Annotated in this window: 19 protein-coding genes; 8 read left to right on the top strand and 11 right to left on the bottom strand. The window is 61.9% G+C overall.

The annotated features are described in order from the left end of the window. Window positions 1-34: 34 nt before the first annotated feature. From BV034_RS00895 to BV034_RS00865, 7 genes are all read right to left on the bottom strand, one after another. A complete protein-coding gene (locus BV034_RS00895; RefSeq protein ID WP_081887492.1) occupies window positions 35-844 on the bottom strand; it encodes a DUF2071 domain-containing protein in 810 nt (269 codons plus the stop codon). After that, a complete protein-coding gene (locus tag BV034_RS00890) occupies window positions 841-1290 on the bottom strand; it encodes a hypothetical protein (protein WP_050023180.1) in 450 nt (149 codons plus the stop codon). Before BV034_RS00890 ends, BV034_RS00895 begins: the two co-directional genes overlap by 4 nt. Before the next feature lie 54 nt (window positions 1291-1344). Then, a complete protein-coding gene (locus BV034_RS00885) occupies window positions 1345-2271 on the bottom strand; it encodes a TIGR01777 family oxidoreductase (protein WP_050023178.1) in 927 nt (308 codons plus the stop codon). Continuing rightward, the gene (locus BV034_RS00880) at window positions 2268-2735 is read right to left on the bottom strand and encodes a hypothetical protein (RefSeq protein WP_050023175.1); all 468 of its coding nucleotides are present in this window, start codon (window positions 2733-2735) and stop codon (window positions 2268-2270) included. The genes BV034_RS00885 and BV034_RS00880 overlap by 4 nt, the downstream gene beginning before the upstream one ends. Next, window positions 2732-3562 (bottom strand): MBOAT family protein, encoded by an 831-nt coding sequence (locus BV034_RS00875; RefSeq protein ID WP_050023172.1) that lies wholly within the window; start codon window positions 3560-3562, stop codon window positions 2732-2734. Before BV034_RS00875 ends, BV034_RS00880 begins: the two co-directional genes overlap by 4 nt. A 56-nt stretch (window positions 3563-3618) precedes the next feature. Then, entirely contained in the window at window positions 3619-4155 is a 537-nt protein-coding gene (locus BV034_RS00870; protein WP_050023170.1) for a MarR family transcriptional regulator, read from the bottom strand. Between the two features lie 335 nt (window positions 4156-4490). After that, window positions 4491-5261: a DUF6065 family protein gene (locus BV034_RS00865; protein WP_050023168.1), complete on the bottom strand. Its 771-nt coding sequence runs from the start codon at window positions 5259-5261 to the stop codon at window positions 4491-4493. A 579-nt stretch (window positions 5262-5840) separates the two neighbouring features. Here BV034_RS00865 and BV034_RS00860 point away from each other — a divergent pair. Both BV034_RS00860 and BV034_RS00855 read left to right on the top strand, forming a co-directional pair. After that, complete coding sequence (locus BV034_RS00860) at window positions 5841-7412, top strand: hypothetical protein (protein ID WP_050023166.1); 1572 nt, start codon at window positions 5841-5843, stop codon at window positions 7410-7412. A gap of 27 nt (window positions 7413-7439) precedes the next feature. Continuing rightward, window positions 7440-9011, top strand: a complete 1572-nt coding sequence (locus BV034_RS00855) for a hypothetical protein (RefSeq protein ID WP_050023165.1) — start codon at window positions 7440-7442, stop codon at window positions 9009-9011. 10 nt (window positions 9012-9021) lie between these two features. Here the strand turns inward: BV034_RS00855 and BV034_RS00850 are convergent, their stop codons facing one another. The 3 genes from BV034_RS00850 to rtcR form a co-directional block, all read right to left on the bottom strand. Next, on the bottom strand, window positions 9022-10380 hold the full coding sequence (locus BV034_RS00850; RefSeq protein WP_050023164.1) for an FAD-dependent oxidoreductase: 1359 nt from the start codon (window positions 10378-10380) through the stop codon (window positions 9022-9024). A 61-nt stretch (window positions 10381-10441) separates the two neighbouring features. Next, a complete protein-coding gene (locus BV034_RS00845) occupies window positions 10442-10969 on the bottom strand; it encodes a hypothetical protein (protein WP_050023163.1) in 528 nt (175 codons plus the stop codon). 525 nt (window positions 10970-11494) lie between these two features. Next, window positions 11495-13132, bottom strand: a complete 1638-nt coding sequence (gene rtcR, locus BV034_RS00840) for an RNA repair transcriptional activator RtcR (protein WP_050023161.1) — start codon at window positions 13130-13132, stop codon at window positions 11495-11497. 460 nt (window positions 13133-13592) lie between these two features. Here rtcR and BV034_RS00835 point away from each other — a divergent pair, with 460 nt between their 5' ends. The 5 genes from BV034_RS00835 (at window position 13593) to rtcA (ending at window position 20425) form a co-directional block, all read left to right on the top strand. Beyond that, window positions 13593-14324: a slipin family protein gene (locus BV034_RS00835; RefSeq protein WP_050023159.1), complete on the top strand. Its 732-nt coding sequence runs from the start codon at window positions 13593-13595 to the stop codon at window positions 14322-14324. 23 nt (window positions 14325-14347) lie between these two features. Next, window positions 14348-15916, top strand: a complete 1569-nt coding sequence (locus tag BV034_RS00830; RefSeq protein ID WP_050023157.1) for a TROVE domain-containing protein — start codon at window positions 14348-14350, stop codon at window positions 15914-15916. 746 nt (window positions 15917-16662) lie between these two features. After that, window positions 16663-17619, top strand: a complete 957-nt coding sequence (locus BV034_RS35525) for a hypothetical protein (protein WP_265592493.1) — start codon at window positions 16663-16665, stop codon at window positions 17617-17619. 118 nt (window positions 17620-17737) lie between these two features. Continuing rightward, entirely contained in the window at window positions 17738-19252 is a 1515-nt protein-coding gene (locus tag BV034_RS00825; protein ID WP_050023155.1) for an RtcB family protein, read from the top strand. Between the two features lie 117 nt (window positions 19253-19369). Continuing rightward, on the top strand, window positions 19370-20425 hold the full coding sequence (rtcA, locus tag BV034_RS00820) for an RNA 3'-terminal phosphate cyclase (protein WP_050023153.1): 1056 nt from the start codon (window positions 19370-19372) through the stop codon (window positions 20423-20425). A gap of 222 nt (window positions 20426-20647) precedes the next feature. Here the strand turns inward: rtcA and BV034_RS00815 are convergent, their stop codons facing one another. Then, window positions 20648-22240: a hypothetical protein gene (locus BV034_RS00815; protein WP_265592492.1), complete on the bottom strand. Its 1593-nt coding sequence runs from the start codon at window positions 22238-22240 to the stop codon at window positions 20648-20650. Window positions 22241-22405: 165 nt separating this feature from the next. Between BV034_RS00815 and BV034_RS00810 the strand changes: the two genes are divergently transcribed. Next, window positions 22406-24711 (top strand): hypothetical protein (locus BV034_RS00810; protein WP_050023149.1); only part of this gene is annotated, 2306 nt, incomplete at its 3' end.

Below are 24711 nucleotides of genomic sequence, written 5' to 3'. Positions count from 1 at the left end.
TGGTGTTGGAGAAAATTTACGGTTTGTTTGCGAACTAGATTTTGCTGGGGCGGCTCATCCACACGCCCGGGGATCCTGGTGAATAGTGTGCTCCGCGCAGTCGGGCTTCCTTGAACCAGGGACAGTTGTCACGCAGGAGGCTGTCATCCAGCACCTCCGGCACCACCTCCACCTGCGGCCAGGGCGGGTGCCAGATGCGGAAACGCCGCTTCCACCCCAGCCACTCCGTGAAGGCGCTGTAACGCTCCATCAGAAACTCGGTGAGGCTGCCCGCCACACACGGTGCAAACGGCCCCGCCACAGGCGCCCGATAGCGCAGGCAACCTCGCCGGTGAGCATCCTCCACGCACCCGGCGAGCTCACCTTCCTCATGCCGGTGATCGTAGCGCAGCCTCCCCAGCCGATAGGGCAATCCGAACACCGGTCGCCCCAGCCGTACCGCCAGACGGTTCGGCAGCCACTCGTGCAGGAAGTGAATCCCTTCTTCCACATCGGGCCCCTCCCCGGCATGGGAGAGTACGTAGGTGCGCACATTGAGGAACTCGTGCGTGGCGATCGGCCGCAGCATCCACGAGGTCCAGCGCCCGCCGCGACGTGGGGCCATGTCCCGCATGGTGAAGGCCACCAGACTCACATAGGCGCGCCCTTCATGCAGATCCAACGGGAAGGGCACCCAGGGCTGGAGCGCGGCGGGATCCACCTCGTAGTGCAGCATCAGCACCCGCTCCCAGTCGGCGGTGAGCAGGGGCTCGCCCAACCCGCCCTGCAACAAACGCTCGCGACCCGCCGCGCTGGGCAGCCAGCTTTTCAGAGGTACTGCGGCAGGTGGGACTAGTGTCTTCATAAGACCCTCCCGGCTTGTAGCGCCGCCATGCCGTACACCGTGGTCCAGGCCGCGTAGCCCACGAACAGCACCCAGTGAATGACGGTGCGGCTGGGGATGCCACGCCAGTGGGCCGGGCTGTAGTGCAGCCACTGCAAGACACAGCGGATGCCCCAGAACGCACCCATCGCCCCGCACAACCAGCGGGACAGCTCGGTGGGGGCATGCGCCATCTCCGGCGCGAACCGCCACGTCAGCACGCCCCAGATGATCAGCGTGATGCTGATGAACCAGGAGTGAATGGTGAACACATCCCGGACCAGCAGCGACATGCGGGAGATGTCCCCCTCCCACTTCATGATCCGCGGGAGGAAGAAGCTCAGCACGGCCAGCCCCAGCTGCAGGATGGCGACAAAACGGAGCAGGGCTTCGAGGTGGGTGAAGGCGGTCTGGATGAGCGTGTTCATAGGGAAAAGAGATTCGGGTTCAGGTTCGATTGGATGCAGTTGCGGGAAACAACCTCAATCATTGGCAAAGAGCTGCCGGAGGGCCTGGCGGAGATCGGTGTGATGAAACTGAAAGCCCTCCGCTTCCAGTCTCGCCGGAGTGCCCCGGCGTCCCGTGAGGGCCAGGACCGGCTCCGTCCTCAGGAACCAGCAGCCCAGCGGCACCAGGAAGGCCGGCAGCGGGGGTGACCACGGCCGGTGCAGCGCCCGGCGCAGCTCCTGCATGAAGGTGGCATTCGGCACCGGACCGGGGCTGGTGACGTTGTACACCCCCTCCATGGCGGGGTCCTCCATCGCCCGTTCCCAAAGCCGGATCATGTCCGCCTCGTGGATCCAGCTGATGTACTGCCGCCCGCTGCCGATCGCACCGCCGAGGAAACAACGCGTGAGATTCACCAGCATCCGCAGCGCGCCCCCGCCGTGACCAAGCACGAAACTGATGCGGTAGAGCACCTTCCGGGTGCCCGGGGTGGCCTCGGCGGCGAAGGCCGCCTCCCATTTCAAACAGGTCTCCACCGGGATGCCCGTGCCGGGGGCAGTCATTTCATCGCACTCGCGTTCCCCGGCATCGCCATAGATGGCCAGGGAACCCGCCTGCACCCACGCACCGGGCGGACGCCGGCAGGCCCGGATGGCCGCGCCAACGGCCCGCACCGAGTCCACCCGCGAGTCATTGATCTCCTGGAGTGCGGCCGCCGTATACCGGCAGTTCACATTCTTTCCAGTCACGTTCACGACCGCATGGGCGCCCTCCAGTTCCCCGGCCCAGGCGGGCTCCACGGTGCGACCGTCCCACCGCACCCAGCGGCCCGGTGCCCCGGCGGGTTGGGGACTGCGCGCCAGGATGACCACCTCCACGTCCCGCGCGGCCAGGCTGCGGGCCAGCGCCAGGCCCAGGAAGCCGCTGCCGCCGGCGAGGATGACTTTCAGTTGTTGTTTCATGGATGCTGATGACAGGGGTGAAAGGTGTAGAAATCGAAGGCAAAGCCCGGCTGAAGGGCCGCCAGGGTGTAGGTGAGCGTGAGGAAGATGAAGACCACCGTGAGCAGGTGGTAGCCCAGCTTCAGCCAGCCGTTGGTGAGATAGGCCCGCGCATCAAAGATGAAAAACTGCACCATCAGGCGTGCCCCCCAGAACACCGCCGTCATCGCCGCCAGACTGCGGGCCACCGGTGCTCCCCGGGCCAGCTCCGGCGCATGCAACAACGTCAGGGTGCCCAGACTCACGATCATGAGCACGATGAAGACGCCATACACCCAGAAGAGGGTGCGCAGGAATGCGGGCAGCGGTTTGAGCACCGACTTCCAGTCCAGCACCACCGGAGTGAGGGCGCTGGCGCTCAGGATCGCGAAATGCAGCCCTCCGGCCAGGTAAAGGGCATTTTCCAGGGTGAGCAGCGTTTTCATGGCAGGGCGTGGATGAAGTGGAGGAACGGGAGGATGACCCGCTCCACGAACGGCGGGGGAAAGAGGATGAAGGCGGGCCCGAGGGTGAAGACATGGGTGAAGATCCAGCGGGGCAGGAGGTGCCCGCGCCCGGCTACCGCCGCGCTTCCGGGAAACAACCGGCGCTCCAGGGTCATGCCGAGCTCCTGGATGAGGAAATAAATGAGCGGCAGACCGTAACCCGCCCCGGCGGGCACCGTGATGACGAGCTCATGCACCAGCCCGGAGGCCAGGAACACCGCCGCCGTGGCCGCGTGCCGTCCCCAGCGGCGCAGCACCGGGCGGAAAATCCAGCGATGGGCCAGATCCCGGAAGGCCCGGTTCCACCGCTGCCCCCAGAACTCCGCCAGCGAGAGGGAGAGCGCCGGGCGGTCCATGATGGGCCGCACCCTCCGCCCCTGCCGCTGCCAGCACCCTGCCAGCAGACGAAAGAGGCCAAAGTGCAGGACCAGCACCAGCCCCACCATGGCCACCCACCCAGCCGCGAGCGGCGACTCCAGATGTCTGGCCCCGCCCCAGATCAAACCAAGCCCCAGCAAGACCGCCGTAAGCCCCGACCCATCTGCCACCGTGCGCGCCGGAGCCGCCCCGCGCCGGAAGAAGGCCCCGGCATCCATGCCCGGCCACAGCGCCAGCCAGGCCACCTCATCCCACCCCGTAGGAGCTGGCTGCACCCGGCCCAGGGCGGCCCGCATGGCCAGCTTCCCGGCGAGGAACACCCCGCCCGCCAGCAGCCACATCACGGCCCAGCGGGGCAGAGGTTCAGCGATGGCGATCTCGGCGATCATATCTGTAATTTCGGAAACTAACGAAATCTGAAATCAAAAAAAGCACAACCCCGGCCCTAGCCGCCCAAGCCGAGCAGCTTGAGCGTCTTCTCCCCCATGCGGGCGATCTTCACCAGGGACCCCGTCGGCAGGCGGTCCAGCTGGGCGGAGAAGGTGGTGGCCACCTCAAAGAAATCTCGCATCTCCTGCAGGCGCTCCCGCACATGCGCCTCACCCGCCTTGGCCTTGCTCCCGCTCTCCTGCAGGCAGTCGTCCAGCAGCCTCACGGTAGGGTCCACCTCGCGACGACGGCGCTCATTGACGATGACGCGGAACATCTCGAAGACGTCCTTCATGCTCTCGAAGTGATCCCGCCGGTCCCCGGGCAGATGCACCATCTTCACAATGCCCCAGCCCTGCAGCTCCCGCAGCGCCACGCTGACATTGGAACGCGCCAGTTCCAGGATCTCGCAGATATCTTCCGCGTGTCGCGGCTTCTCCGAAAGGAAGAGCAGCGCGTGGATCTGCGCCATCGTGCGGTTGATCCCCCAGCGCACACCCATCTCCCCCCAGTGGAGGATGAACTTTTGGGCGGTGGGCGGAAGGTCTTTCACGGCGGCGAGTGTTAAGCGCTCTTTTCGTTCTTTCGGTTAAGACAGAAATAATCGAAGGATGTGTTCCTGTCGAGTAGATTTTTCAACACGCCGTACTCTCCCAAAAGTAAACAGCCCCGGACCGCTTGCGCAGACCGGGGCTGGGCTCCAAGCCGGAGCCGACGCCAATCACGGCGGCGGCGGCGGGGGCGGAGGGGGGGGTGGTGGTACCGTGTTCATAGAATGTGTATTCTGTTTAAGTGCGGTCCTACGGTGGATGCGCGAGCACCCTTGAACGCAGGACCAGTGCCATCCTGACAACACATGCGGATGTGCGCAACTTTTTTTAGCCACGCTCAAGCATCACCGAAATCCTTCAGCCGGAAATTCGTGCGGTGACTCTCGACGCCTTTGCCCGAGGCGTCCATCCCACGGAAATAATCTTTCTGCCATTCGCCCCGCTTCTGGGCCTCTGAACCCAGAAATTCCTGCCGCTCCTGCCGCCACGTCACGTAGTCGCGGCCATCGTCGGATTGCTGGTCCAGCGGTTTGCGCTCTGTTTCAAGACGTTCGGGCAGGTTCAGGTCGAACGGTTGGATGAAACACACCGGCACCTCCTTTTCAAACCGGACGGGCCTTTCGGGTTCGAGGATCTTCCAGTTCATGGTGAAGCTGGCGGGATTCCAGTCCGTCTCCACCAGCCCTTCCAGCGGGGCGAAGTTGACCAGCGGCCAGTTGGGGGCACCCCGGACCAGCAGCCCGATCCCAGGCGGCGTGCGAAAGAGGAACGGCAATCTGAAGGTGATGATGCCGCTGCCGAAATGGGACATCACCGCCTCGGAACGGACGACAGAAGACTCATCGAACTCAATGTCCACCGCCGTGGCCTCCACCCCGCCATGCCAGACCGCAGTGAATGACACTGGAGCATGCACAAACCACCCCGCCTGGTTGGCCATGCTCAGCGGCAGGCATCGGTAGGCTCCCCGCCCGGGCGTGTCATCCATGAGCTGCCGCTGGTAGGGCGCGGCCGTCAGGGTCCAGTCCTTGGCCCCTGCAGTGATTTCGTAGGCCGTGAAGTGCTGGGGGACTTCTGAATGCGGCGGCAGTGGGGGATGATCTTCCATGGCTGATGGCACCTCGGCGCATGATGGCTTGCCGTCTGGGCAAGTCAACCGGGCGGGTCCACTTCCCTGGAGCAAAAGGCGCACACGATCCCGGACCCGACCTCGGCGAAATGTTACCAAACAGTAATTTTTTGCGCATTATTCTATTAAATGATATTCCGGGCTGTTGGCCGGATAACCCAACTGCCAAAATCGGCACTAGGCTCATCCGAGCGGACAGAAATACCTATACCGTATGAACACCGTTCCACCTCCCCCACCCCCGCCGCCGCCACCACAACCTCCCGGTTGATAGCCCTGAGGCCCGGTGCAAGCCCTGCTTCGCCCAGTGAAGCAGGGCTTGCGCATCCCCCGGGACCCAGACCCCATCAGCCCCTTCCAACGGGGCACGGCCCCTGAACTTTGTGAGGGTTTGCACTGGGTGAGGGTGAAGAAAAATTGATAAACGGCAGGGCGTGGCCAGAGTGGCTGTCGACGCCGGTCCCCCGGCGAGATGGCAAAATGATGTCGAAATCGTCAGCGCGACCCGCCTCCTCATCCCACCTTGATGTGGCCTCTCCACATCCCCCAGCTGCCCGCTTGCCGCGCTGGCTGCCTTTGGTCACGCTGGCCTATCTGACCCTGCCCGAGGTCATTTTTTTGGCGGGGTGGCTGCGGTGGCAGTGGTCGATCCCTGCCGTGATTTGCACGTTGGGCGCGGGCTGGCCGCTCGTGCGTGCCACCCTCGTGCCCAGCACCGGCACACGACCGTGGCCGTGGTGGCAGGTGGGGACACTGCTGGCAGCGGTGATGCTGCTGGTCAGCACCCAGGGAGCCGGAGGGCTGGGCGTGCAGAACTGGGACTGGATCAAGCACAACGCGATACTCAAGGACCTCATCGAGCGCCCCTGGCCGGTCGTGTATGACCAACTGAAGCAGCCCGTCGCGCTGATCTACTATGTGGCCTACTACCTGCCCGCCAGCGTAGTCGGCAAAATCTGGGGATGGGAGGCGGCCAACGTCGCCATCTACCTCTGGACGGTTGCAGGCTGTTTCCTCGCTGGGCTCTGGCTCTGGTCTCTCTCATGGGCGCGCTGGTGGCTCGTGCTCGCCTGCCTGCTCTTCTTCTCCGGCTGGGACCTGGTCGGAGACGCCCTGTGGAAACCTGACCATTGGAAAAACAATTTTGATGGCGAGTGGTGGAACAGTCTCTGGACCCTCCCGTCCAACCTCACCCTCATCGCCTACGCGCCGCACCAGGCGATTCCAGGCTGGCTCTTCACTGCACTGCTGGTCTCCGCTCTGGAGCGGGGGGACAAGACCCCTCCGCTCGGCGGGATCTTCGCGCTCAGCCTGCTCTGGTCACCCTTTGTCACCGTGGGCCTAGGCCTCCTCTTTCTGCTCTGGACCGGAGCCTCGCGGAGCCGGTGGACGAGCAGCATCCGTCAGCTGTGGCACCCCGCCAACCTGGCCGCAACCCTGCTCCTCGCGGTGCTGGTGATGTACTTCCACTCCCGGAGCGCGCCAGTCCGCTTTCCTCCTTCCCTCACTTCCGAGCCTCAGGTCGTCCAGCGCGGGGAACTCTACGTGACACCCCTAAAGGTGGGCTTCGCCAAGTTCCTCCCAGCTTACACCGGCACCTTCATCATCGAGTTCGGCCTGCTGGCAGCGTTGATCCTGCTGGCGCTTCCCCGGCAGGCCGCCCAGGAGCGGCGTTGGGTGTTCGCAGCCGCTGTCACATTGATGCTGCTGCCCTGGATCCACTACGGAGCCTACAACGACCTGGTGATGCGCGTCTGCATTCCGGCCTTGTTCGTTCTCCAGTTCATCGCGCTGCGAACTCTCGCGGCACAGACACCTACGCCCGGTCGCGGGCGATGGAGCCCCTGGGGATCAGCCTTGGTGGTGCTCCTGGCCGTAGGAGCCCTCTACCCCTTGAACATGCTGCGCATCACCGGCCAGCGGTTCGCGGAAAGATCCTGGGACTGGGTTTACATTCCTCCAGCGTCTGAAGTGCCAGACCTCTTCAAGCAGCAGCGTCAGACCCGTGAGATGCTCTTCTTCATCGGTCAGTACGTTGGGTCCGTCCGCTCACCGTTTTTCACCCACCTGGCGAAACCCTTGCCGGAGAAGACCCTCAACAAAACGGTCTCACCCCGCCCTTCCCCCTAGCCCTGCCTGCCCCCCTTTTATCATTCCATGCGAGCACAGCCCCTCAATCCAAGATGGAACCTGATCCTCACTCTCCTGCTGGCGTGCGCAGGCGTGGTGGCCGTGGGCAATTTCATGAACCGGGCGATGGCCTCCACCGCCTTCTGGTACGATGAATCCGTGCAGTACTGGATCTCGCGGGGGCTGGACGCCTTCGGCCCACCCTTCCAGACGCCGGGCGGGCTCGCCGACGTGATGAAACACAACGGCCTTGCCAACCTGGACCCGGGTGGCTTCAGCGTGATCTTTTACTACTGGCTCCTCATCGCACGAGATCCCCTCTGGATGCGCATCCTGCCGCTGGCCATCTTCCTGGTGGGGATGCTCTCCCTCGGCTGGCTGGGCTGGCGCTGGCGGCAGAGCTGGCGCTTCGCCCTGCTCAGCGCCCTCATGCCCGCCGCCTTTCCCCTCCTGCTGGACCATGCCAACGAAACCCGCGCTTACAGCATGGAGTTCACCGGCGTCTTTGTCGGGTGCCTGCTGGTGGACCTCTTCCTCACCAGGCCCAAACCGGCCACCAGTCTCATCGCAGGGCTGCTGCTGGGGTTGTTTCTCACCTCCCGATACAGTGCGATCTTCATTGCCGGAGCGATCAGTGTGATCTGGCTCCTTCAGGTGGTGAGGCTGCCTGTTTCCTGGTCCAGGCGCACCGCGCACCTGCTGCTCTTCTTTGTGCCGCTGGGCCTTGCGGGTCTTGGCGTGGTGTTTCTGGGGTTCGTCCCCCAGTATCATGCCCGCATCGCCTACGACGGTGGCACCATGGTGGAATACCTGAACCCTCACAAGCTGGGGGCGATCCCTTGGGCAGACACCCTCAAACTGTTGGCGGACAATCTCTTCTCCCTCGTTGCGCTCCCCACCACGGTGATTCCCGCAATCGCTCTCTTCCTTCTGAAGAAGCCTGCTGGCTCACTGGCTGAAGGGGACGTCTGGCACCGCTCACGGCAGTTCTATCTCATGTCACTCGCGGCGGTGCTCTTCACCGCCGCCCTGTGGAAGTGGCACCCCTGGGCAGTGCAGACGAAGTGGAGCAGTTATCTCCACGCACTCTCTGCGGTGATGCTCGTGCGGTTGACGGCGGATGTTCTGGAGAGCCTCTCCCGTCGCAGAGGACTGACGGGCTCGAACCCCGTTCTGCAAGAAGCCGTGCTGGCCGCAGCCATCTGCGTGCTCTGCACGTGTCTCGTCGTGCATCGCCAGGATCTGACCTTCGACCTCGAAAAGACGCTGGCTTACCTCGACCGCCACAAGCCGAAACGCGGCACCGTGGCGGTGGAAGTGCACAGCTACCCGACGCTGAGATACTTTTACGATGAAGGCCCCTTCTGCGGCACGGCCTTCTACCCCCGCGCCTTCCGCCTTCCCAACTGGCAGGCTCCCAACCCGCTCATCGGAGAGAACACCCTGTTGCTCCTTTCCGGAGCCCGCCTGGAACAACTCAGCAGCATGTACCCGGGATTTCGTTTCACCGTGGATCCCAAGCTTCCCCGCAACCTTGTGCGCGTGGAGCCCAGCACAGTGCCACTCGTGAAGCCTGCAACGCCCGCTTCGCCACCGTGAAGAGGTTCACTCACGCAAACCCGATCTGACCCGCCAGGCTGGGCCCTCGCGGGAGAGCACCGGTCGGGTGGCCCATGCTCCGCAGGGCCGCCGCCGCCGTCCGGATCGAGTTGTTACAACTGCGCTCATCGGGATACACATGCGCCATGGAGATGGCGTGCAGTCCACCCAGCGGAGTGGCAACTTGCGGCACCTTCCGGGAGAACCCGCGATCACAAACCACCGCGGCCGTGTTGGTACGGAAGACATGCACGTTGTCCACGTGCGAGTCTTTCCAATGCGGATAGAGGCGTGACAACGGGCGCATCATCGTCTCCGCCACCTCCGCCTTGGACAGGCTGGACAAGGCATGTCCTGCCTCGAAGTAGCGGGACAGGTAGGCGAGATGCCGCCCTTGATAGTTCGAGGCCGGGATCAAATTCGTGTGCTCGATCACGCCACCAAAAGGAAAACCCTCATCCGCCACATTGAGCCAGTACGTGTTGCTGAGCGGCTGTTTCATCTCCAGGATCGTGCACACCGCGCCGAAGTACTGCACTCTCCCCAGCGCCGCGGCATAGTCGGCATGATGAGGAGCCAACAGCCGAGCCAGAACTGGCGTGGGCAGACAGGACAAGAACTGACGGGCCGAGTAAGCCCCCTCCGCCGTCTTGATGGCACGCACTGCGCCCCTCTCCACCACGAACTCCTCCACCGGCAGGCTCGTTTTCACCACCACGCCCAGTTGCTGGAGATGTTGCAGGAGCGCCCTCAGGAGCACCTCCAGACTGCCTTCCAGATAGCCCAGGCGCTCATCGCCCCGCTCCCGGGAGTTCATGCGCTGCCGCAGCCGTCCAATCATCCACGAGACCGGCACCTCACTGGCATAGGGGCCAAACTTGATCTCCAGCATCGGCCGCCAGATCGCGTCGGCGGCAGATCTTCCAGCATAGCGGCGAAACCATTCCAACGCCGTCATGTGCTCCCAGTTCCGCCAGTCGGCATAGGAACCCAGATACAGACTGGTCGCCGCGAACCGGAATCGCCCCGGCAGATCCACGGGCTTGAACCGCAACAAGAGGTCCGCAGGACTGTTGAAGGCATAGTGGTTGCCTCCTCGATACATGCCCATCGTGGCGGCATGGTAGTGCAGACGGTCGGCAATGCCCAGCTCCGCACAGAGCCAGCGCAGCTCCTCATCATGCGAGAAGAAGTGGTGGTAGTAGTGTTCCAGCCGCGTGCCGCCCACCGCGAACGTGGAAAGCAGCCCACCCACCGTTTCATTCGCCTCCACCAGCATCACCTTCAACCCGGCCCGCGCCGCCAGATAGGCCGCCGCCAGCCCTGACGCGCCCCCTCCCAACACGATGATGTCTGCGTCCTCCGCCATCAATGATTTGGGAGGACGCTACACAAAACAAGCAAGGCAGCGAAGCAAAAAAAGAATGGGCTTATGCCGCTTTGCCTCTTCCCGACGACCGCCGGCCCTTCTGAGGTGCTGGCGATGGAGCGGGAGAGGTGGCTATCATGAGTGATATCCAGGTGATCTTCAGTGGAATCCGCTCGCGATCCACACTGCCACGGGTGTGATTGAGTAGGTGAACATAGAGCACATAATGGGGCGGAAGCCGGAGATCCTTGCCGTTAACAGGGATACCCTCTCCAATGTACTCAACACAAAGCTCCATCGGGTAGCGGAACTTCCGGTCCTCTGCAATGTCCCTCAGGAAGCGTTCGATGCGAACATCCACTTCCCGATCGGACGAAGAAATCCACGCACGATGCGCCAGACGAACCAATAGCTCATCCATGGACAGTTGCTGATGATTCATTTGCACCAACACCTTGTTGGTCTCGGCGAGGAGGTCCCTCCTGTTGATGATTCTCTCGTGCTTGGGGATCGTGATGGAGTCTCCCCGGCACTCGATGCAACCAAGCCAGATGAACATCGCCATCAAGGTAAGGAGAGGTACCTGCATGCGCGAAAGGCTACTGGATGGAATTGGGTGTTCAAGAGACAAATCCCTCCTGCGCCGCATGAAGTTGCTGTAGTCAGATTGGATCCATTCGCTGCAAAGAGAGCCCACCATCCGGCACCGCATTTTCTGCCCATGTCGAAGGCATTCCAAGGTGTTACCGCTGTCGCATGAGAGCGCTCTGACGCCAAGGGCGTCATACAAAATAGCCCAGGGTCAGGCGAGGCACGAGCCGCCACCCTGGGTACACAAGCAGATGGACCAGAACTCCGAAGTGAGTTCTACAAACCGTGGCCTCATCCCTGAGGTGACCACCGCATGCAAGACGGTCGTCTCCGGATGATCTGGACGGTCTTTAGAGCTCCCTTGGAGTTCCATCGCTCTCGCATCGATACCCGGGGTGGCGACCGCTTCGCGGTCTGACCCCGGGCTCTTATGTATCAAGCCGTTGGCGTGGAGTTTCCGAGCTCAAGCTCTGTGACTACCTTGACCAACCGCTCCGCTCGTCGTCCTCTCCCCGGCGTGAGCTCAGGTCTTACGTCTTGTGTCTCCCGCGCAGCGGGCCCAACTCAACTCAAACCGCGCCAGATACTTCTTCAGGCGATCGGCATCATTGGACTTCGCCTTCGATTTCCGCGACACCGTGAAGAGCTTCCGCCCGGCATCCGACAACGAAACGGAATCCCGGCATACCTGCACCACATGCTCCAGTTGCACTAGGTCAAAGGGGTCGATCTCCGCACAGGCCTCTTCACCCAGCAAGGAAGGAAGGAGCTTGCAAGGCACGGTCGCCTCCCCCTCCTCCCCGGGTCGTAGCCAGGCGTCCTTCAGACGACCGATCTCAGCCTCCACACACTCCTCCGTGATACGACCTCGCGGTGCCAGGGTGGCCAGGCGGGTTACCGCCGCGTTGAGATCGCGGAAGTTCGCACTCCATCTGGCCTCGGCGCTCAGGGCGAACTTGAGAAACCGGTCGCGCGCCTCCTTGTTGAACCGCACCTGCTTGCGCTGGCCGCGGGACAGCCGCTCCAACTCGTAGTCGAGGTTCGGCCCGATGTCCTCCCGCCGCTCTGCCAGCCCCGGCAGGGCGAAGGTCCAAAGGTTGATGCGGGCCAGCAGGTCCTCACGGAAAGTTCCTCGAACCACCTCTGCCCGCAGGTCGCGGTTCGTCCCTGCGATGAGCTGGAAGTCGCTGCGCACCGGCTTGTCCGACCCCAGCGGGAGGAAGGTCTTGTCCTCCACCGCACGCAGCAACATGGCCTGCTCATCCGCGCCCAGCTCGCCGATTTCATCCAGAAAGATAAGCCCCTTGTCCGCCTCCTTCAGCAAACCGGGCCGGTCCGTTTGGGCTCCGGTGAAGGAGCCCTTGCGATGGCCAAAGAGCGCGGACATGGCCTGGTCCCCGCGCAGGGTGGCGCAGTTTACTTCCACGAACCTTCCCGCCAGCCCGGAGCGCTGCTGCCTTAGTTCATAGATGCGGCTGGCCAGCAGGGACTTGCCCGCCCCGGTCGGGCCCGTGAGCAACATCGGGTGCGAGGAATTTACTGCCACCTGCTCGATCTGACCGATGAGCCGGTTGAACGCCGGGTTGCGTGTGGCGATGCCGCTCTTCAGGAAGTCCAACGTCTGCTCCTGCTCCTGGGCGAAGCGCGTCGCAATGCGATCGTACTTGGAGAGGTCCAGATCGATGATCGAGTACTCGCCCGCCGGGGTGTCCCCGCGATTCGTCCCCCGCGGGGGCGACGTCTGCAGAATGCGCGCCGGCAGATACCGGGCCTCATTGAGCAGGTACCAGCAGATCTGCGCCACGTGCGTGCCCGTGGTGAGATGAATGAGGTAGTCCTCCGCCTCGGCATCAAAAGGATAGGCCCGCACCCAGTCATAGAGCGCCTCATATACCTCCTGAAAGTCCCAGGGATCCCGCACGGGCATCGGCACCAGGTTCACCTGCGTCTCCGGGGAGCAAGTTCTCATGTCCGCCATCACCTCCCTGGCCAGCGGCTCATGCCGGGGATCGAAGATCAGCTCGAACCGGCTCACCAGCAGGTCCTCATGCTGGCACAGACCGACAGTCGGACGCCACCTCGACCAGCGCTCCGGACCCCGAGCGCGGTCCAGTTGGACGCCAATAAAGCCAATGACAACGGTTGGGCGATGAGCAGACACGATGTCTGGATATACTCTTATCCCAGTATATAAACAAGATTGGATTTTCTCGATAGGCCAAAACGGGCCTGAAAAATAATTGTGCGCTTTCTTCCCTAGTGAAATCAAGGGTTCCAGCGCGTTGATGGGTCCAGTTGGCACGACTTGGCACGCTCCTGGCAATAGGAAGACACAACCCCAACGCTTCACGCAGACTCTGCGGCAATCGCCAACGAAGACGCACATCGGAGCACTTGGGTACCAACTGAAACTTGGAAGGGAGCAATCCCTACCCTGCCTCATCCGCAGACCCTGCCGAAGTTCCTCCGGGAATGGAAGCAACGGCCCGGTGCCCTGCAGGACGGTTCAGGCACCTTCGGAAGTCCCGAAGGTCAGCCGGACCGCCCTCCGCACCAAGCCGCGGCCTCTGCGGGTGAGGCACCTCAAAATACTCCGCATCTTCCCTTTCACTCAAACTCCCATGGCCCTCATCGAAACCCTCCACCTCGCAGCCGGATTTTCTTTCTCTATTCCGGACTCTCGTGCGGCACTGCTGTTCCAGCATGGAGCGTTTGTCCGCCCGCTTGCTCCTGGACGCTACCGTCTCTGGCAGGGCGGCCACCAGGTGGTGCAGTATGACCTCCGCATCCAGCAGGTCATCACACAGGGTCAGGACGTTCTTACCTCGGACCAGGTCGCGCTCAAGATCAGCACGGTGCTGCTCTACCGCGTGGCGGATGCCCTGGTGAGCTACCGCGCCGTCGCGGACCCCGCCGCCACCCTCTATGTGGAAGTGCAACTCGCGCTCCGCGAGCTCGTGGGATCCAACACCTCGGAAGATTTCCTCAAATCCAAGTCGTCTCACGGCTCGGCCTTGCTGGAAGCCCTCCGCCCTCGTGCCGCAGCCCTCGGGTTGGAAATCGAGCGGGTGGAGATCCGGGACGTGATGCTGCCTCCAGAGCTCAAGAAGGCCTTCATGGCCGCACTGCAGCAGCGCCAGGAGGCAAACGCCTCGCTGGAAAAGGCCCGGGCCGAAACTGCCGCCATCCGTACGCTGGCCAACGCCGCGAAACTCATGCGCGACCACCCGGAGCTGCTCCAGCTCCGCTACCTCCAGACCCTCGGCGAGATCGGTGCCGGCAAGGCCACCACCCTCGTGTTGGGACTCACCGAAAGCGACAAACTGGCCTCCAAGGTCCAGTCCGGAATTTGAAATAACCTAAGCAATCTGCCACCATGGCCAACAAGCAACTCTTCCAATCCCAACCCGGTGCCCTTCTACCCCGTACCACGGGGATGAACGAGGCCGGCGGTGTGGCCTACCAGCTCGAAGACCGGGCTGCCCTGGCCCAGCTCGCCGCCACGGGATGCCTTAACGCGACCTACTACGCCTCGGCCGAAACTCAGCTCGAAACCGTGCTGCAGCTCGCGGTCAAGACGCCCACGGACTTCCTGGCCCGCACCGCTCTCTACTGCCGCAAGAAGGGCCTCATGAAGGACACGCCCGCGCTGCTCTGCGCGGTGCTGGCCTCCCGGGATGTGGACCGGCTGGAGCTGATCTTCGATCGCGTGATTGACGACGCCAAGATGCTCCGCAACTTCGTCCAGATCCTGCGCTCCGGCGTGACCGGTCGCAAGTCCCTTGGGACGCTGCCGAAGCGGCTCGTGCGTCGCTGGCTCGAGTCCCGCCGGGATGAAGACCTCTTCCGTGCCGACGTGGGCCAGTCCCCGTCCCTGGCAGACATCATCAAGATGGTGCACCCCCGCCCGGCCACCGCCGCGCGCGCCGCCCTCTATGGTTATCTCCTCGAGCGTGAGCACCCGGCAGATCTCCTCCCGGCCATCGTACGTGAGTTCGAGGCCTGGAAGAAGGACCGCCAGGGACCCGTGCCGGATGTGCCTTTCCAGATGCTGACGGCCCTGCCGCTTACATCGGACCAGTGGAAGTCCATTGCCCGTCGGGCACCCTGGCAGATGACCCGCATGAACTTGAACACCTTTGCCCGGCACGGTGTGTTTGAAGACAAGCAGATCGTCTCCCTCGTGGCAGACCGGCTCCGCAATGAGACTCAGGTGAAGCGCGCCCGCGCCTTTCCGTACCAGTTGTTGATGGCCTACACCAGCGCTGGGCAGGATGTGCCGGCGGAGATCCGTGACGCCCTCCAGGACGCCATGGAACACGCCACGGCCAACGTGCCCCAAGTGAACGGCAAGGTCATCATCTGCCCGGACGTGTCCGGCTCCATGCGTTCCGCCGTAACCGGCTACCGCAAGGGTGCCACCTCGGCCGTGACGTGCCTGCACGTTGCCGCCCTGGTCTCCGCATGCCTCCTGCGTCAGAACCGCAACTCTGTGGTGCTGCCGTTCTCCGACAACGTGGTGCCAGCGACCCTGAACCCGCGTGACTCCGTGATGACCAATGCTGAAAAGCTCATGGCCCTGCCCTCGGGCGGAACCAACTGCAGCGCGCCCATGGCGGAACTCAACCGCCAGAAGGCTCAGGCAGACCTGGTCATCTATGTCTCGGACAACGAATCTTGGATGGATACACCTGCTCACGGCCGGTTTGGCGGAAGCCCGACCCGCACCATGGCGGAATGGTCACTCTTCAAGCAGAGTAACCCGCAAGCACGGCTCGTGTGCCTGGACATCCAGCCCTACACCACTACGCAAGCGAAGGAACAAAAGGACATCCTCAACATCGGCGGGTTCTCGGACTCGGTCTTTGAGGTGATCGCCGCCTTCGCCCGGGGTGAACTGGGGCCGGAACACTGGGTCGGCGAGATCAACCAGGTGCCGCTCTAACCAGCGCACTCTCACAACAACCCTTTGGAGGCTGGTGAATGCCTTTGAGACTACATTGCAAACTGTTCTGTCTCATTAACCCCTTTGTCACCAGCCTCCAATCCCCCCTTCTTGATTTTCCCCCAAACGACGATGAATGCCCGAGGAACTACATCTCAATCTGCCGGTCGCGGGTTCGACTCCCGCCCCTCTGTAGCAATACAGGCGGTAGCTCAGTGGTAGAGCAGCAGAGTCTGTTCCTCAAACCCTAGTCATCGTCACCCCTTTCCATCCCCAAAACGCTGACGAATGCCATCGAAACTACATACGGAGTGTTTCGCAAACTCTAGTCGCCAGCACCTTTTCTGACTCAAACATCCATTTCTCCAATGACGGCGAATGCCCGAAGGAGCTCCTTTTACCAAAGCGTGGACGTGGGTTCGATCCCCACTCGCAGGGCTCAACACCCTGCGGTAGCTCAGCGGTAGAGCACGACAAAGCTTCTTCACCCCTTGTCGCGGTCACCTTTTTCAAACATGTCAATGCCACATCGTGGCCCGCTTTGCGCGGGCGGATGCCGGGGAAACTACATCTTACTTGGTTACGGGTTCGACTCCCGTCTCATGCTGGTTCAGCACGGGTAGCTCAATGGTAGAGCAGGAAAAAATACGTTTCACCATTCCTTGCCGCCCACACCCTTCTCATTCAGCGTTGCTGCACTTCGGAACTATACATCCGAAATTCACAACCCAACAAAATTGTCCGCAATGCAATTCACATACGCCAATACTTCGTTGCGAAATCTGGTGCCAGACCACTGGGGTGACACTGCATTCGGTTTGCAGGATGGGCAACCCTTGGAAACCAAGGATCATTTTGCATATCACTCCATCATTTTAGGGTATGGAGTAGGGGATATTTCAAGATTGGCGTCAGACAAACGGCTGGCTGAGTTCATCAAAGAACATTGTAGAGCGGCGATGCGCTTGAAAAGCATTTCAATTTACGCCTACGAAAGCGTCGGAAACTGCACAGGGCGTCATCAATGGACTAGTGTAGGAACCCCCATGTATCTTTGCCTTGCTTCGGCCATTTCATCGATTGATGCTCTCGCCTGTGTGCTCTGGGCGTTAATCTTCAAAGAAGCTCCTTCAGATAGAGAAACGCCCGATCTCACTAGCTTGCGAAATAGATTGAAAAAGGAGAGAGGTTCCCATCCCCTTAGGGAGCTTTTGTTCCGCAAGGTAGACAAGCTCTACAATTCACGATGGCTCTCAGGTCTCCGCGAAGGGCGACACCGCGTCGTTCACAGAGGTGAATGGCCAAAGTGGAAAGATGAGGTAGGGCTAGCCCTCACTGCGGAGCGTGGACTGTTTGATGTTTACCTCAAGGCTCGCAATAAGCGCGTCCCCAAGACAAGATCGAAGAAATTGAACATGCCCTTATGCATGAAAGGACTAATTGTAGGTCTTGAAAATTGGGAGAGATCCATCAGCCGAACACTCGCAAAGGTATCGTGCTACAAGTCACCAAAGCCTAAAGGCATTGTTGCGCACTTTCCGGTGATTGGATGGAAAGGTGGACTCCACGATCACTTCATCTTTGGTGAAGGTTCCAATGACGGCTTCGACTCCGCAAAGGATTACACAGAATGGAGAAACAAACTCTGGAATGAGCCGCAACACAAACTCGCAACTCTCCAGCCAGGAGCCTACGCAATGTGATGATGCCACAAGTCAGATCTGATACGTGGGAAATCCGCCCACCTCCCGAACTGATAGAAGGGCCTCCCTGCCGAGAAGGCACGCCCAATCCATCCAAACTTGTCTACTTCGTTAGAATATGTCCGACACTTCAGATCAAATGCACATCTCCCCTTTCCACGTCACTGGTGAAGCCGAAGCCATTCTCCCTGCCCGGGATAGCAAAGGCAAGCCGATCACCGTGATCGGAACGGAGGCCATCCGCAACGGCTTCGACGCCACATGTTTGGCGCAGGCCCTCAACTCCCGCTCCGCTCCAGGGGTGACGGATCTCGTGCTCAACCCCGATGCGCATGCTGGCTACGGGGCTCCGGTGGGTTGCGTTATGGTCTCGCCGACGCACATCTATCCAGGCCCGGTGGGCGTGGATATCAAGTGCTCGATGAGCCTGCTCCAGCTGAACATTCCGGATGACGCCATCGCCGACAAGGCGGTGCGTCGTGCCCTCATCAATGCCATCGTGGAACGCACACCTACGGGTGCCGGCCGCGGTCAGCGCACGGCCAAGAAGTCCCGTCGTGTGAATGGGGACCTCGGTGAAAAGGTGGTGACCCAAGGTGCCTCCAAGGAAGTGTGCGAAGCGCTCGGGATCCCGCCGGAATGGACGGCCCGCTGCGAAGACAGCGCGCATGTCGGTCACGACGGAAACGTCTCCACGCTCATCGAGCGCCTTGAGAAGATGCGCCGATTCAACGGCTACCCCAACTTCGACAAGAAGGTGGAGCAGCTCGGGTCCTATGGTGGAGGAAACCACTTCGGGGAATGCGAACGCGTAGAGCTTGCGGACGGATCGCCCGAGGCGCGCCGTGCGGCCGAGGCCTTTGGTCTCAAGGATGGTCATGTGGCCTTCCTCTCCCACTGCGGGTCCCGCGGGTTTGGTCATGATCTGGCCTCGCGCCAGTTCAAGTCCCTGGAGAGCTTCTTCCGCCAGTGGTCGCTGCCGTTCCCGGCGGATGACCGCCAGCTCGTGTATGCACCGCTCGGTTCGCCGGAGGCCAATGCGTACCTTGATGACATGGCCATGGGGGCGAACTTCGCCACCGTGAACCACCTGCTCATCAACTCGCTCGTGCTGGAGGCGTTTCAGGAAATCCTTCCTGGAACCCAGGGGGAGCTCGTGTACTTCATCAGCCACAACATCGCCCGCGAAGAGCTGGTGGAGGGACGCAACACCTGGGTGCACCGCAAGGGAGCCACCCGCGCCTTCCCGGCCCTGCACCCTGGGTTAAAGGAAACGCCATTTCATGAGACCGGTCACCCGATCCTCCTGCCTGGCAACCCGCGTGACGGCTCCGTCGTCATGGTCGCCAAGCCCGGAGCCGTGAAGTCCTGCTACAGTGTGAACCACGGTGCCGGGCGCTGCATGGGCCGCAAGCAGGCGGGGCGTGTCCTGGATCAGAAGCTGGTGGACGCCGACTTCGTGACCCACGACATCCTCACCAACTGCCGCACCTACCCGATCGACGAGGCCCCGAACGCGTACAAGGATTTCAACGAAGTCCTGCGCTCGGTGGAAACCGCCGGTCTGGCAGAAACGGTCTGCAAACTGAAGGCCCGCTTCGTGATCAAAGATGCGAGCGAAGCGGATGATTAATGCAAAAGTTAAGGGTTAGATGTTAAAGGTTGTGAGAGCAGCATCCATGCAGCCCGATAACCAGCCACCACACCTACCTCTTAACTCATAACTTCCAACTCCTAACCCATAACTCTCTTGCTCTCCATCAACGGCACTGAAGGCGGCGGCCAGCTTCTCCGAAGCTCGCTCTCGCTCTCCCTGATCACCGGCAAAGCCTTCCACATGACCTGCATCCGCGGAGCCCGGCCCAAACCGGGGCTCATGCGGCAGCACCTGACTTGTGTGAACGCGGCGGCGGAGATCAGCGGTGCCGTGGTGGAGGGGGCTCATCTGGGTTCCCAGGAGCTGACGTTCCGTCCGGGTCCCGTGCGCGCTGGCGACTACCAGTTTGCGATCGGCAGCGGCGGGGCCACCACCCTGGTGCTGCAGACGCTGCTGCCCGCGCTGCTTCATGCTCCCGGCCCCAGCACGGTGCGCATCGAGGGTGGCACCCACAACCCGCTCGCTCCGCCGTTCGAGTTCATTGAAGAGTGTTTCCTCCCGGTGCTACACCGCATGGGGGTGAAAGCGTCCGTCGCCCTTGGCCGTCCCGGCTTCATGCAATCGGGCGGCGGAATTCTCCACGCCTCCATCACCCCGGTGAAGAAGTGGAAGAAGCTCGATCTGCATGAACGCGGGGATCTGGTGACCAAGTTCGGCACGGTGCTCAACGCCCACCTCGATGGAGGGATTGTCCAACGTGAGCTGAAAACCGTGCTGGGCTCATTGGGCTGGGAACCGGATACCGTGAACGTTCGCGCCGTGCCCGAAAGCACCGGCCCTGGCAACATCGTCATGCTGGGTGCCCGGTTCGAGCACATCACAGAAATTTGCTCCTCCGTGGCCCAGATGGGACGCTCTGCCGAGCAGGTCGGCTCCTCCGCCGCCAAAGGCCTGGCCAAGTACCTGGAAAACGATGCCCCTGTCGGCGTGCACCTGGCTGATCAACTCCTACTGCCCCTCGCCCTCGCTGGCAAAGGCTCCTTCACCACCTTCGCCCTGAGCCGTCATACCATGAGCAACATGGCGCTCATTCCGAAGTTTCTGGAGGTGGCGTTTGAGGTGATCGAGAAAGAGCGCGGCATGAAGGAAATATGCACTAGACACCAGACTGCCAGACTCCAGACGTCAGACCTGAAGTCAAGGGCATGAAAAAGTAGTAAAGAGCTTTAGCTCGTCAGTCGCACTGACTCACGTTTTACAATACCGATCCCGCATGCGGGACCTGCACTACTTTCCTCTGCCGCAGCGAGGTTCTGTTCGTAGTACAAACTTTAGTTTGCTCAGTTCGCACTACTCTCGATCGACTGAGCAAACTAAAGTTTGTACTACGAACAGCTGCCAATAGCTCTCAGGTCTTCTGTCTTTTGTCTTCTAGTCTTTCGTCTCCGGCGCAGCCGGCTCATCCGTCCTGAACGGCTGCGCAGGCAATCCATCCAGATTGAACAAATTCGCCCAAGGGAACTGGTAGCTCCAGGCATAACGCACGGCCTTCGGCGCGGGCACGGTTGGGCTTGAAACCACGACTTCGTTGCCTTCAATGACCGCGTCCGCCCAGACGAACTTCTTGTCCTCGCCCGCAATCAAGAAACCCTGGAGCTGCGGTGCATGCTTCACCGCCAGCCCTTTGCCGACATGGGTGTAGCGGATGCGCACTTTATTACCCTGAACCTCATGCCCCGCATAGAGCGGGCCGTAGATCTCCTGCTTCTTTCCATACACGGCCGCCATGGCGATCTGGGCGCCGCGGGCACCGTAGCCGGACTTGTTCACGGGATGGACGCCCGGGCCCAGATCGGTGCTCGTGACCATGAACGTGTTGGGGTTGTTCATGATTTTCAGATGCGCCTCATAGGAATAGGTTGGGTCAGGCGGGAACGGCAGGCTTCTGGGCTGGGGCGCGAAGGCATTGGCCTTTGCAGTGACCGGATTCGTCGGGTCCCACGCAGGGCTGCCACCGCTGGGCTTCTGCACATAGAGGAACGGGAAATCTCCCTGCCCCCAGTCCTTGCGCCAACCCTTGATGAGCGCCTTCATCAGCGTCACTTGATCCACCCCGGTGATGGCGGTGCGGCTCTCTCCCTGATCCCAGAGCACCCCTTTGATGCCGTAGCCCACATAAGGGCGAATGAAAGATTCAAAGAGATTCCCCACCTTCCCGTTGATGGGCTCTCCCGCTGGAGAAACCGCTTGCGGATTCTTGGGACCGGGCGGCGGTTGTTTCCCTTCCTTCTTGGCCGCCTCGGCCAGAGGTTTCCAGACGGCCAGTTCCGCATCATACTTGGTCTTCAGTTCGTCGTACTTGGCCTTCTCTGCGGGGTAGTCGTAGGTTTCCGCGAACTTCTTAGCGGCCGCGGCGCATTCGGCATCCGAGCGATACATTTCCTCACTGAGCCAGAAACCCGAGGGCGTGCCGCCCACCGCGCCCACCATGAGGCCTACAGGGACATCCAACTCCTTCTGCAAGGGATGACCAAAGGAGAACAGCAGGGCGCTAAATGGTGCGATCGTCTCAGGCGTGGCCTCCTGCCATACGTCCCCGGGCCCCTTTTTCATAAGACGCAGCTTGGGATAGGTCTGCTTGGCCGCCTCCGCCAGCACGGCGTCATCCGCAGAGTATCGCGTCACCGGCATCTCCATGTTGGACTGGCCGGAGCCAACCCACACATCTCCCACCAGCACGTCATCGATCTTCTTCTCGCCAATCATCAGCACATCCGGTCCACCGGGCTTCAGGGCGTCCAGCTTCACCGACCACTTGCCCGCCGCATCGGCCTGCGTGGTTTTTTCCTGGTTCCGGAACTTCACGACCACCTTCTCCCCGGGTGATGCCGTGCCCCAGATGGGGACGGCCATCTCGCGCTGAAGCACCATGTGCGGGGTGAAGAGCTTGGAGAGCTTGATCTCGGCAGACAAGCCAGAGGCGCTGGCGAGCAAGGCCAGCGTGGGGAGGAAGAGACGGTTCATGAGGAGAGCAGGGTGCGCTGTTTTCCCCATACGCAGGCGAACCCGGCTTTCGTTCAACCGCGCCTTCGAGACCCCAATTCATGCGACGGAATCGTCACCCGTCCCCGCTTTCACCCTGGGGGAGGGCGGTATTAGGGACCGGGTTCATCCTCAACCCATCCTCCCATGAAGCACTCCCGCTTACTCCAAGGGCTGGCAGTCACCGGACTGTTCGCCCTGCCGATGCCTGCCATCCAGGCCGCCAACTTCACCGTCAACGCCGGTGTCACCGACCCCAACGCCAAGACCCTCGCCGCCGGTGAAACGGGCACGGTCCAGGCCACTGGCACCCTCTCCATCAGCGGCGGCACCACGGCCGTCGGCATCACCGGCACGGGGATCGTGACCCTCGACAACAACGGGACCATTTCCCAAACGGGTACGGGACGCGGCATCGACAATACAGGCGGCAGCAATATCGCCACGATCAACATCACCAACAGCACCACGGGCACCATCACGACCCAAAACGGAGACACCATCCGGGTGAATGTGGCGGGCTCCAAGATCACGCTCGACAACTACGGGGCCATCGAATCCATCGGTGCCAACCAGGCCCTCGACTTCAACGCGATCACCACCGGCAAGGCCATCATCAACAACTACCTGACGGGCACCATCAAGTCCACGGGCGAAGACGCGATCCGCCCCGGCACCAACGCGGTCATCACCAACCAGGGCCTCATTCAGGCCACGCCGGTGGCCGACGTGGACGACAACGACTTCACTCAGGCCAGCGGCAGCGACGGCATCGACGTGCGTGACAAGACCGGCGTGCAGATCACAAACTCCGGCACCATCTCCGGCCGCCACGGCATCACCGGCGGCGAAGGTGTCAACATCACCGTGAACATCACGAACCTCGCCGGGGGCAAGCTCGTCGGCGTGAACGGGGCAGGCATCAACATCGATGAGTTCGGCTCCGTAGTCACCGTCAACAACAGCGGCACCATCACCGGCTCCTACGACACCCAGTACCAGGTGGGCGATGGCGACGGCGTGGACGTGGACGGCATCCTGCACCTGACCAACAGCGGCATCATCAAAGGCATCGGCGCTGGCGGGGTCAATGACAGCGACAACCGTTCCAACAATGCAGAAGGCGTCTCCATCGGCGGCGGCACCATCGTGAACCTCGCGGGCGGCCAGATCATTGGTGAAAACCCCACGAACACCTCCGCAGCGGGCAACGGGATCCTGGTAGACGACTCCAGCGGCGGCAACGCTCTCAGCGCCACCAGCATTACCAACAGCGGCCTGATCCAGGGCAAGAACGGCTACGCCATCAAAATCATCGGCACCTTTGGCGACACCCTCATCAACAACGCCGGCGGCGTCATCCGAGGCGCGAGTGGCGTCACCACCATCGAGACCGGCGGCGGCGCCGACATCATAACGAACCGCGGCACCGTGATCAGCGGCGGCAGCAAGGCCATCGATCTCGGTGAGGGCGACGATGCCCTCTCCATCCTCGGCGGAGAAGCGGCCATCGTGGGCGACGTCCACGGTGGTACAGGAGCCAACACCCTGGTCGTCAATCCAGGTGCGGGCGGACGCTTCATCTTCAACCACTCCTTCTACGACTTCCAGAACGCGCAGTTCCAGGGCGGCACCACGGTGCTCAACGGGACGAGCTTCCTGGCAGGCACCACCTCCGTCACTGGCGGCAGTCTGCTTGTGAACGGAAACCTCATGACCCCACAGGTCCATGTTTCCCACGGGGCCCTGCTCGGCGGCAACGGATACATCTCCGGCAACGTCCACAACGCCGACACCGTGAGCCCCGGCAACTCCATCGGCCACCTCACGATTGGCGGAAACTACACCCAGACCTCCAGCGGCACGCTTCTCATTGAAGTGGCTGGCCCCGGACGCTTTGACCGCCTCACCGTGCACGGCACCGCGCATCTGGACGGCACGCTCCGCATCGCGGCGCTGAACAAGCATGTGTCCTTTGGCGACCAGTACCCCTTCCTCCGCGCGGGCAAGATTACTGGCCGCTTTGATCGCATCGTCATGCCGAATCCCGGCGTGCTGCGGGGCCGTTTCCTTACGGAAGGCGGCACGGGCATCCTGCTCGTAGCCCCGGCCAGCTACACCCTGGTGGCGCAGACGCCCAACCAGGCCCGCCTCGCGCGTGCGCTGGATCACTGGATCGGCACCGAGCACGGTGACATCGGCGAGGTCACTCTCGCGCTGGATGTCCTGCGCGCCGATCAATATCCCGCCGCATTTGAGGCGATCCTGCCCACCTACTATGACGGCGCGCTCCGCACCGGCATTGAGCTCAGCCACAACCACGGCCAGCTTCTTCACCAGCAGCTCAGCGCCCGCCGACTCGGTCAGCGCGCCCTGGCTGGTGAGGCCGCTCCCGCCCCCGCCCCTACCGTTGGTTCCAAGAACCCCAAAGCCGTGCAGAAAGTCGCAGCTCC

The sequence above is a fragment of the Verrucomicrobium sp. BvORR034 genome, assembly GCF_000739635.1.
Lineage (GTDB): Bacteria > Verrucomicrobiota > Verrucomicrobiia > Verrucomicrobiales > Verrucomicrobiaceae > Verrucomicrobium.
This window is presented reverse-complemented; position numbering and strand designations above follow the sequence as displayed.

Excerpts from the sequence above, each read along its gene's own strand:
- BV034_RS00895 (WP_081887492.1), bottom strand. The coding sequence starts at position 844 with ATGAAGACACTAGTCCCACCTGCCGCAGTACCTCTGAAAAGCTGGCTG.
- BV034_RS00890 (WP_050023180.1), bottom strand. The coding sequence starts at position 1,290 with ATGAACACGCTCATCCAGACCGCCTTCACCCACCTCGAAGCCCTGCTC.
- BV034_RS00885 (WP_050023178.1), bottom strand. The coding sequence starts at position 2,271 with ATGAAACAACAACTGAAAGTCATCCTCGCCGGCGGCAGCGGCTTCCTG.
- BV034_RS00880 (WP_050023175.1), bottom strand. The coding sequence starts at position 2,735 with ATGAAAACGCTGCTCACCCTGGAAAATGCCCTTTACCTGGCCGGAGGG.
- BV034_RS00875 (WP_050023172.1), bottom strand. The coding sequence starts at position 3,562 with ATGATCGCCGAGATCGCCATCGCTGAACCTCTGCCCCGCTGGGCCGTG.
- BV034_RS00865 (WP_050023168.1), bottom strand. The coding sequence starts at position 5,261 with ATGGAAGATCATCCCCCACTGCCGCCGCATTCAGAAGTCCCCCAGCAC.
- BV034_RS00855 (WP_050023165.1), top strand. The coding sequence starts at position 7,440 with ATGCGAGCACAGCCCCTCAATCCAAGATGGAACCTGATCCTCACTCTC.
- BV034_RS00850 (WP_050023164.1), bottom strand. The coding sequence starts at position 10,380 with ATGGCGGAGGACGCAGACATCATCGTGTTGGGAGGGGGCGCGTCAGGG.
- BV034_RS00845 (WP_050023163.1), bottom strand. The coding sequence starts at position 10,969 with ATGCAGGTACCTCTCCTTACCTTGATGGCGATGTTCATCTGGCTTGGT.
- BV034_RS00835 (WP_050023159.1), top strand. The coding sequence starts at position 13,593 with ATGGCCCTCATCGAAACCCTCCACCTCGCAGCCGGATTTTCTTTCTCT.
- BV034_RS00830 (WP_050023157.1), top strand. The coding sequence starts at position 14,348 with ATGGCCAACAAGCAACTCTTCCAATCCCAACCCGGTGCCCTTCTACCC.
- BV034_RS35525 (WP_265592493.1), top strand. The coding sequence starts at position 16,663 with ATGCAATTCACATACGCCAATACTTCGTTGCGAAATCTGGTGCCAGAC.
- BV034_RS00825 (WP_050023155.1), top strand. The coding sequence starts at position 17,738 with ATGTCCGACACTTCAGATCAAATGCACATCTCCCCTTTCCACGTCACT.
- BV034_RS00815 (WP_265592492.1), bottom strand. The coding sequence starts at position 22,240 with ATGAACCGTCTCTTCCTCCCCACGCTGGCCTTGCTCGCCAGCGCCTCT.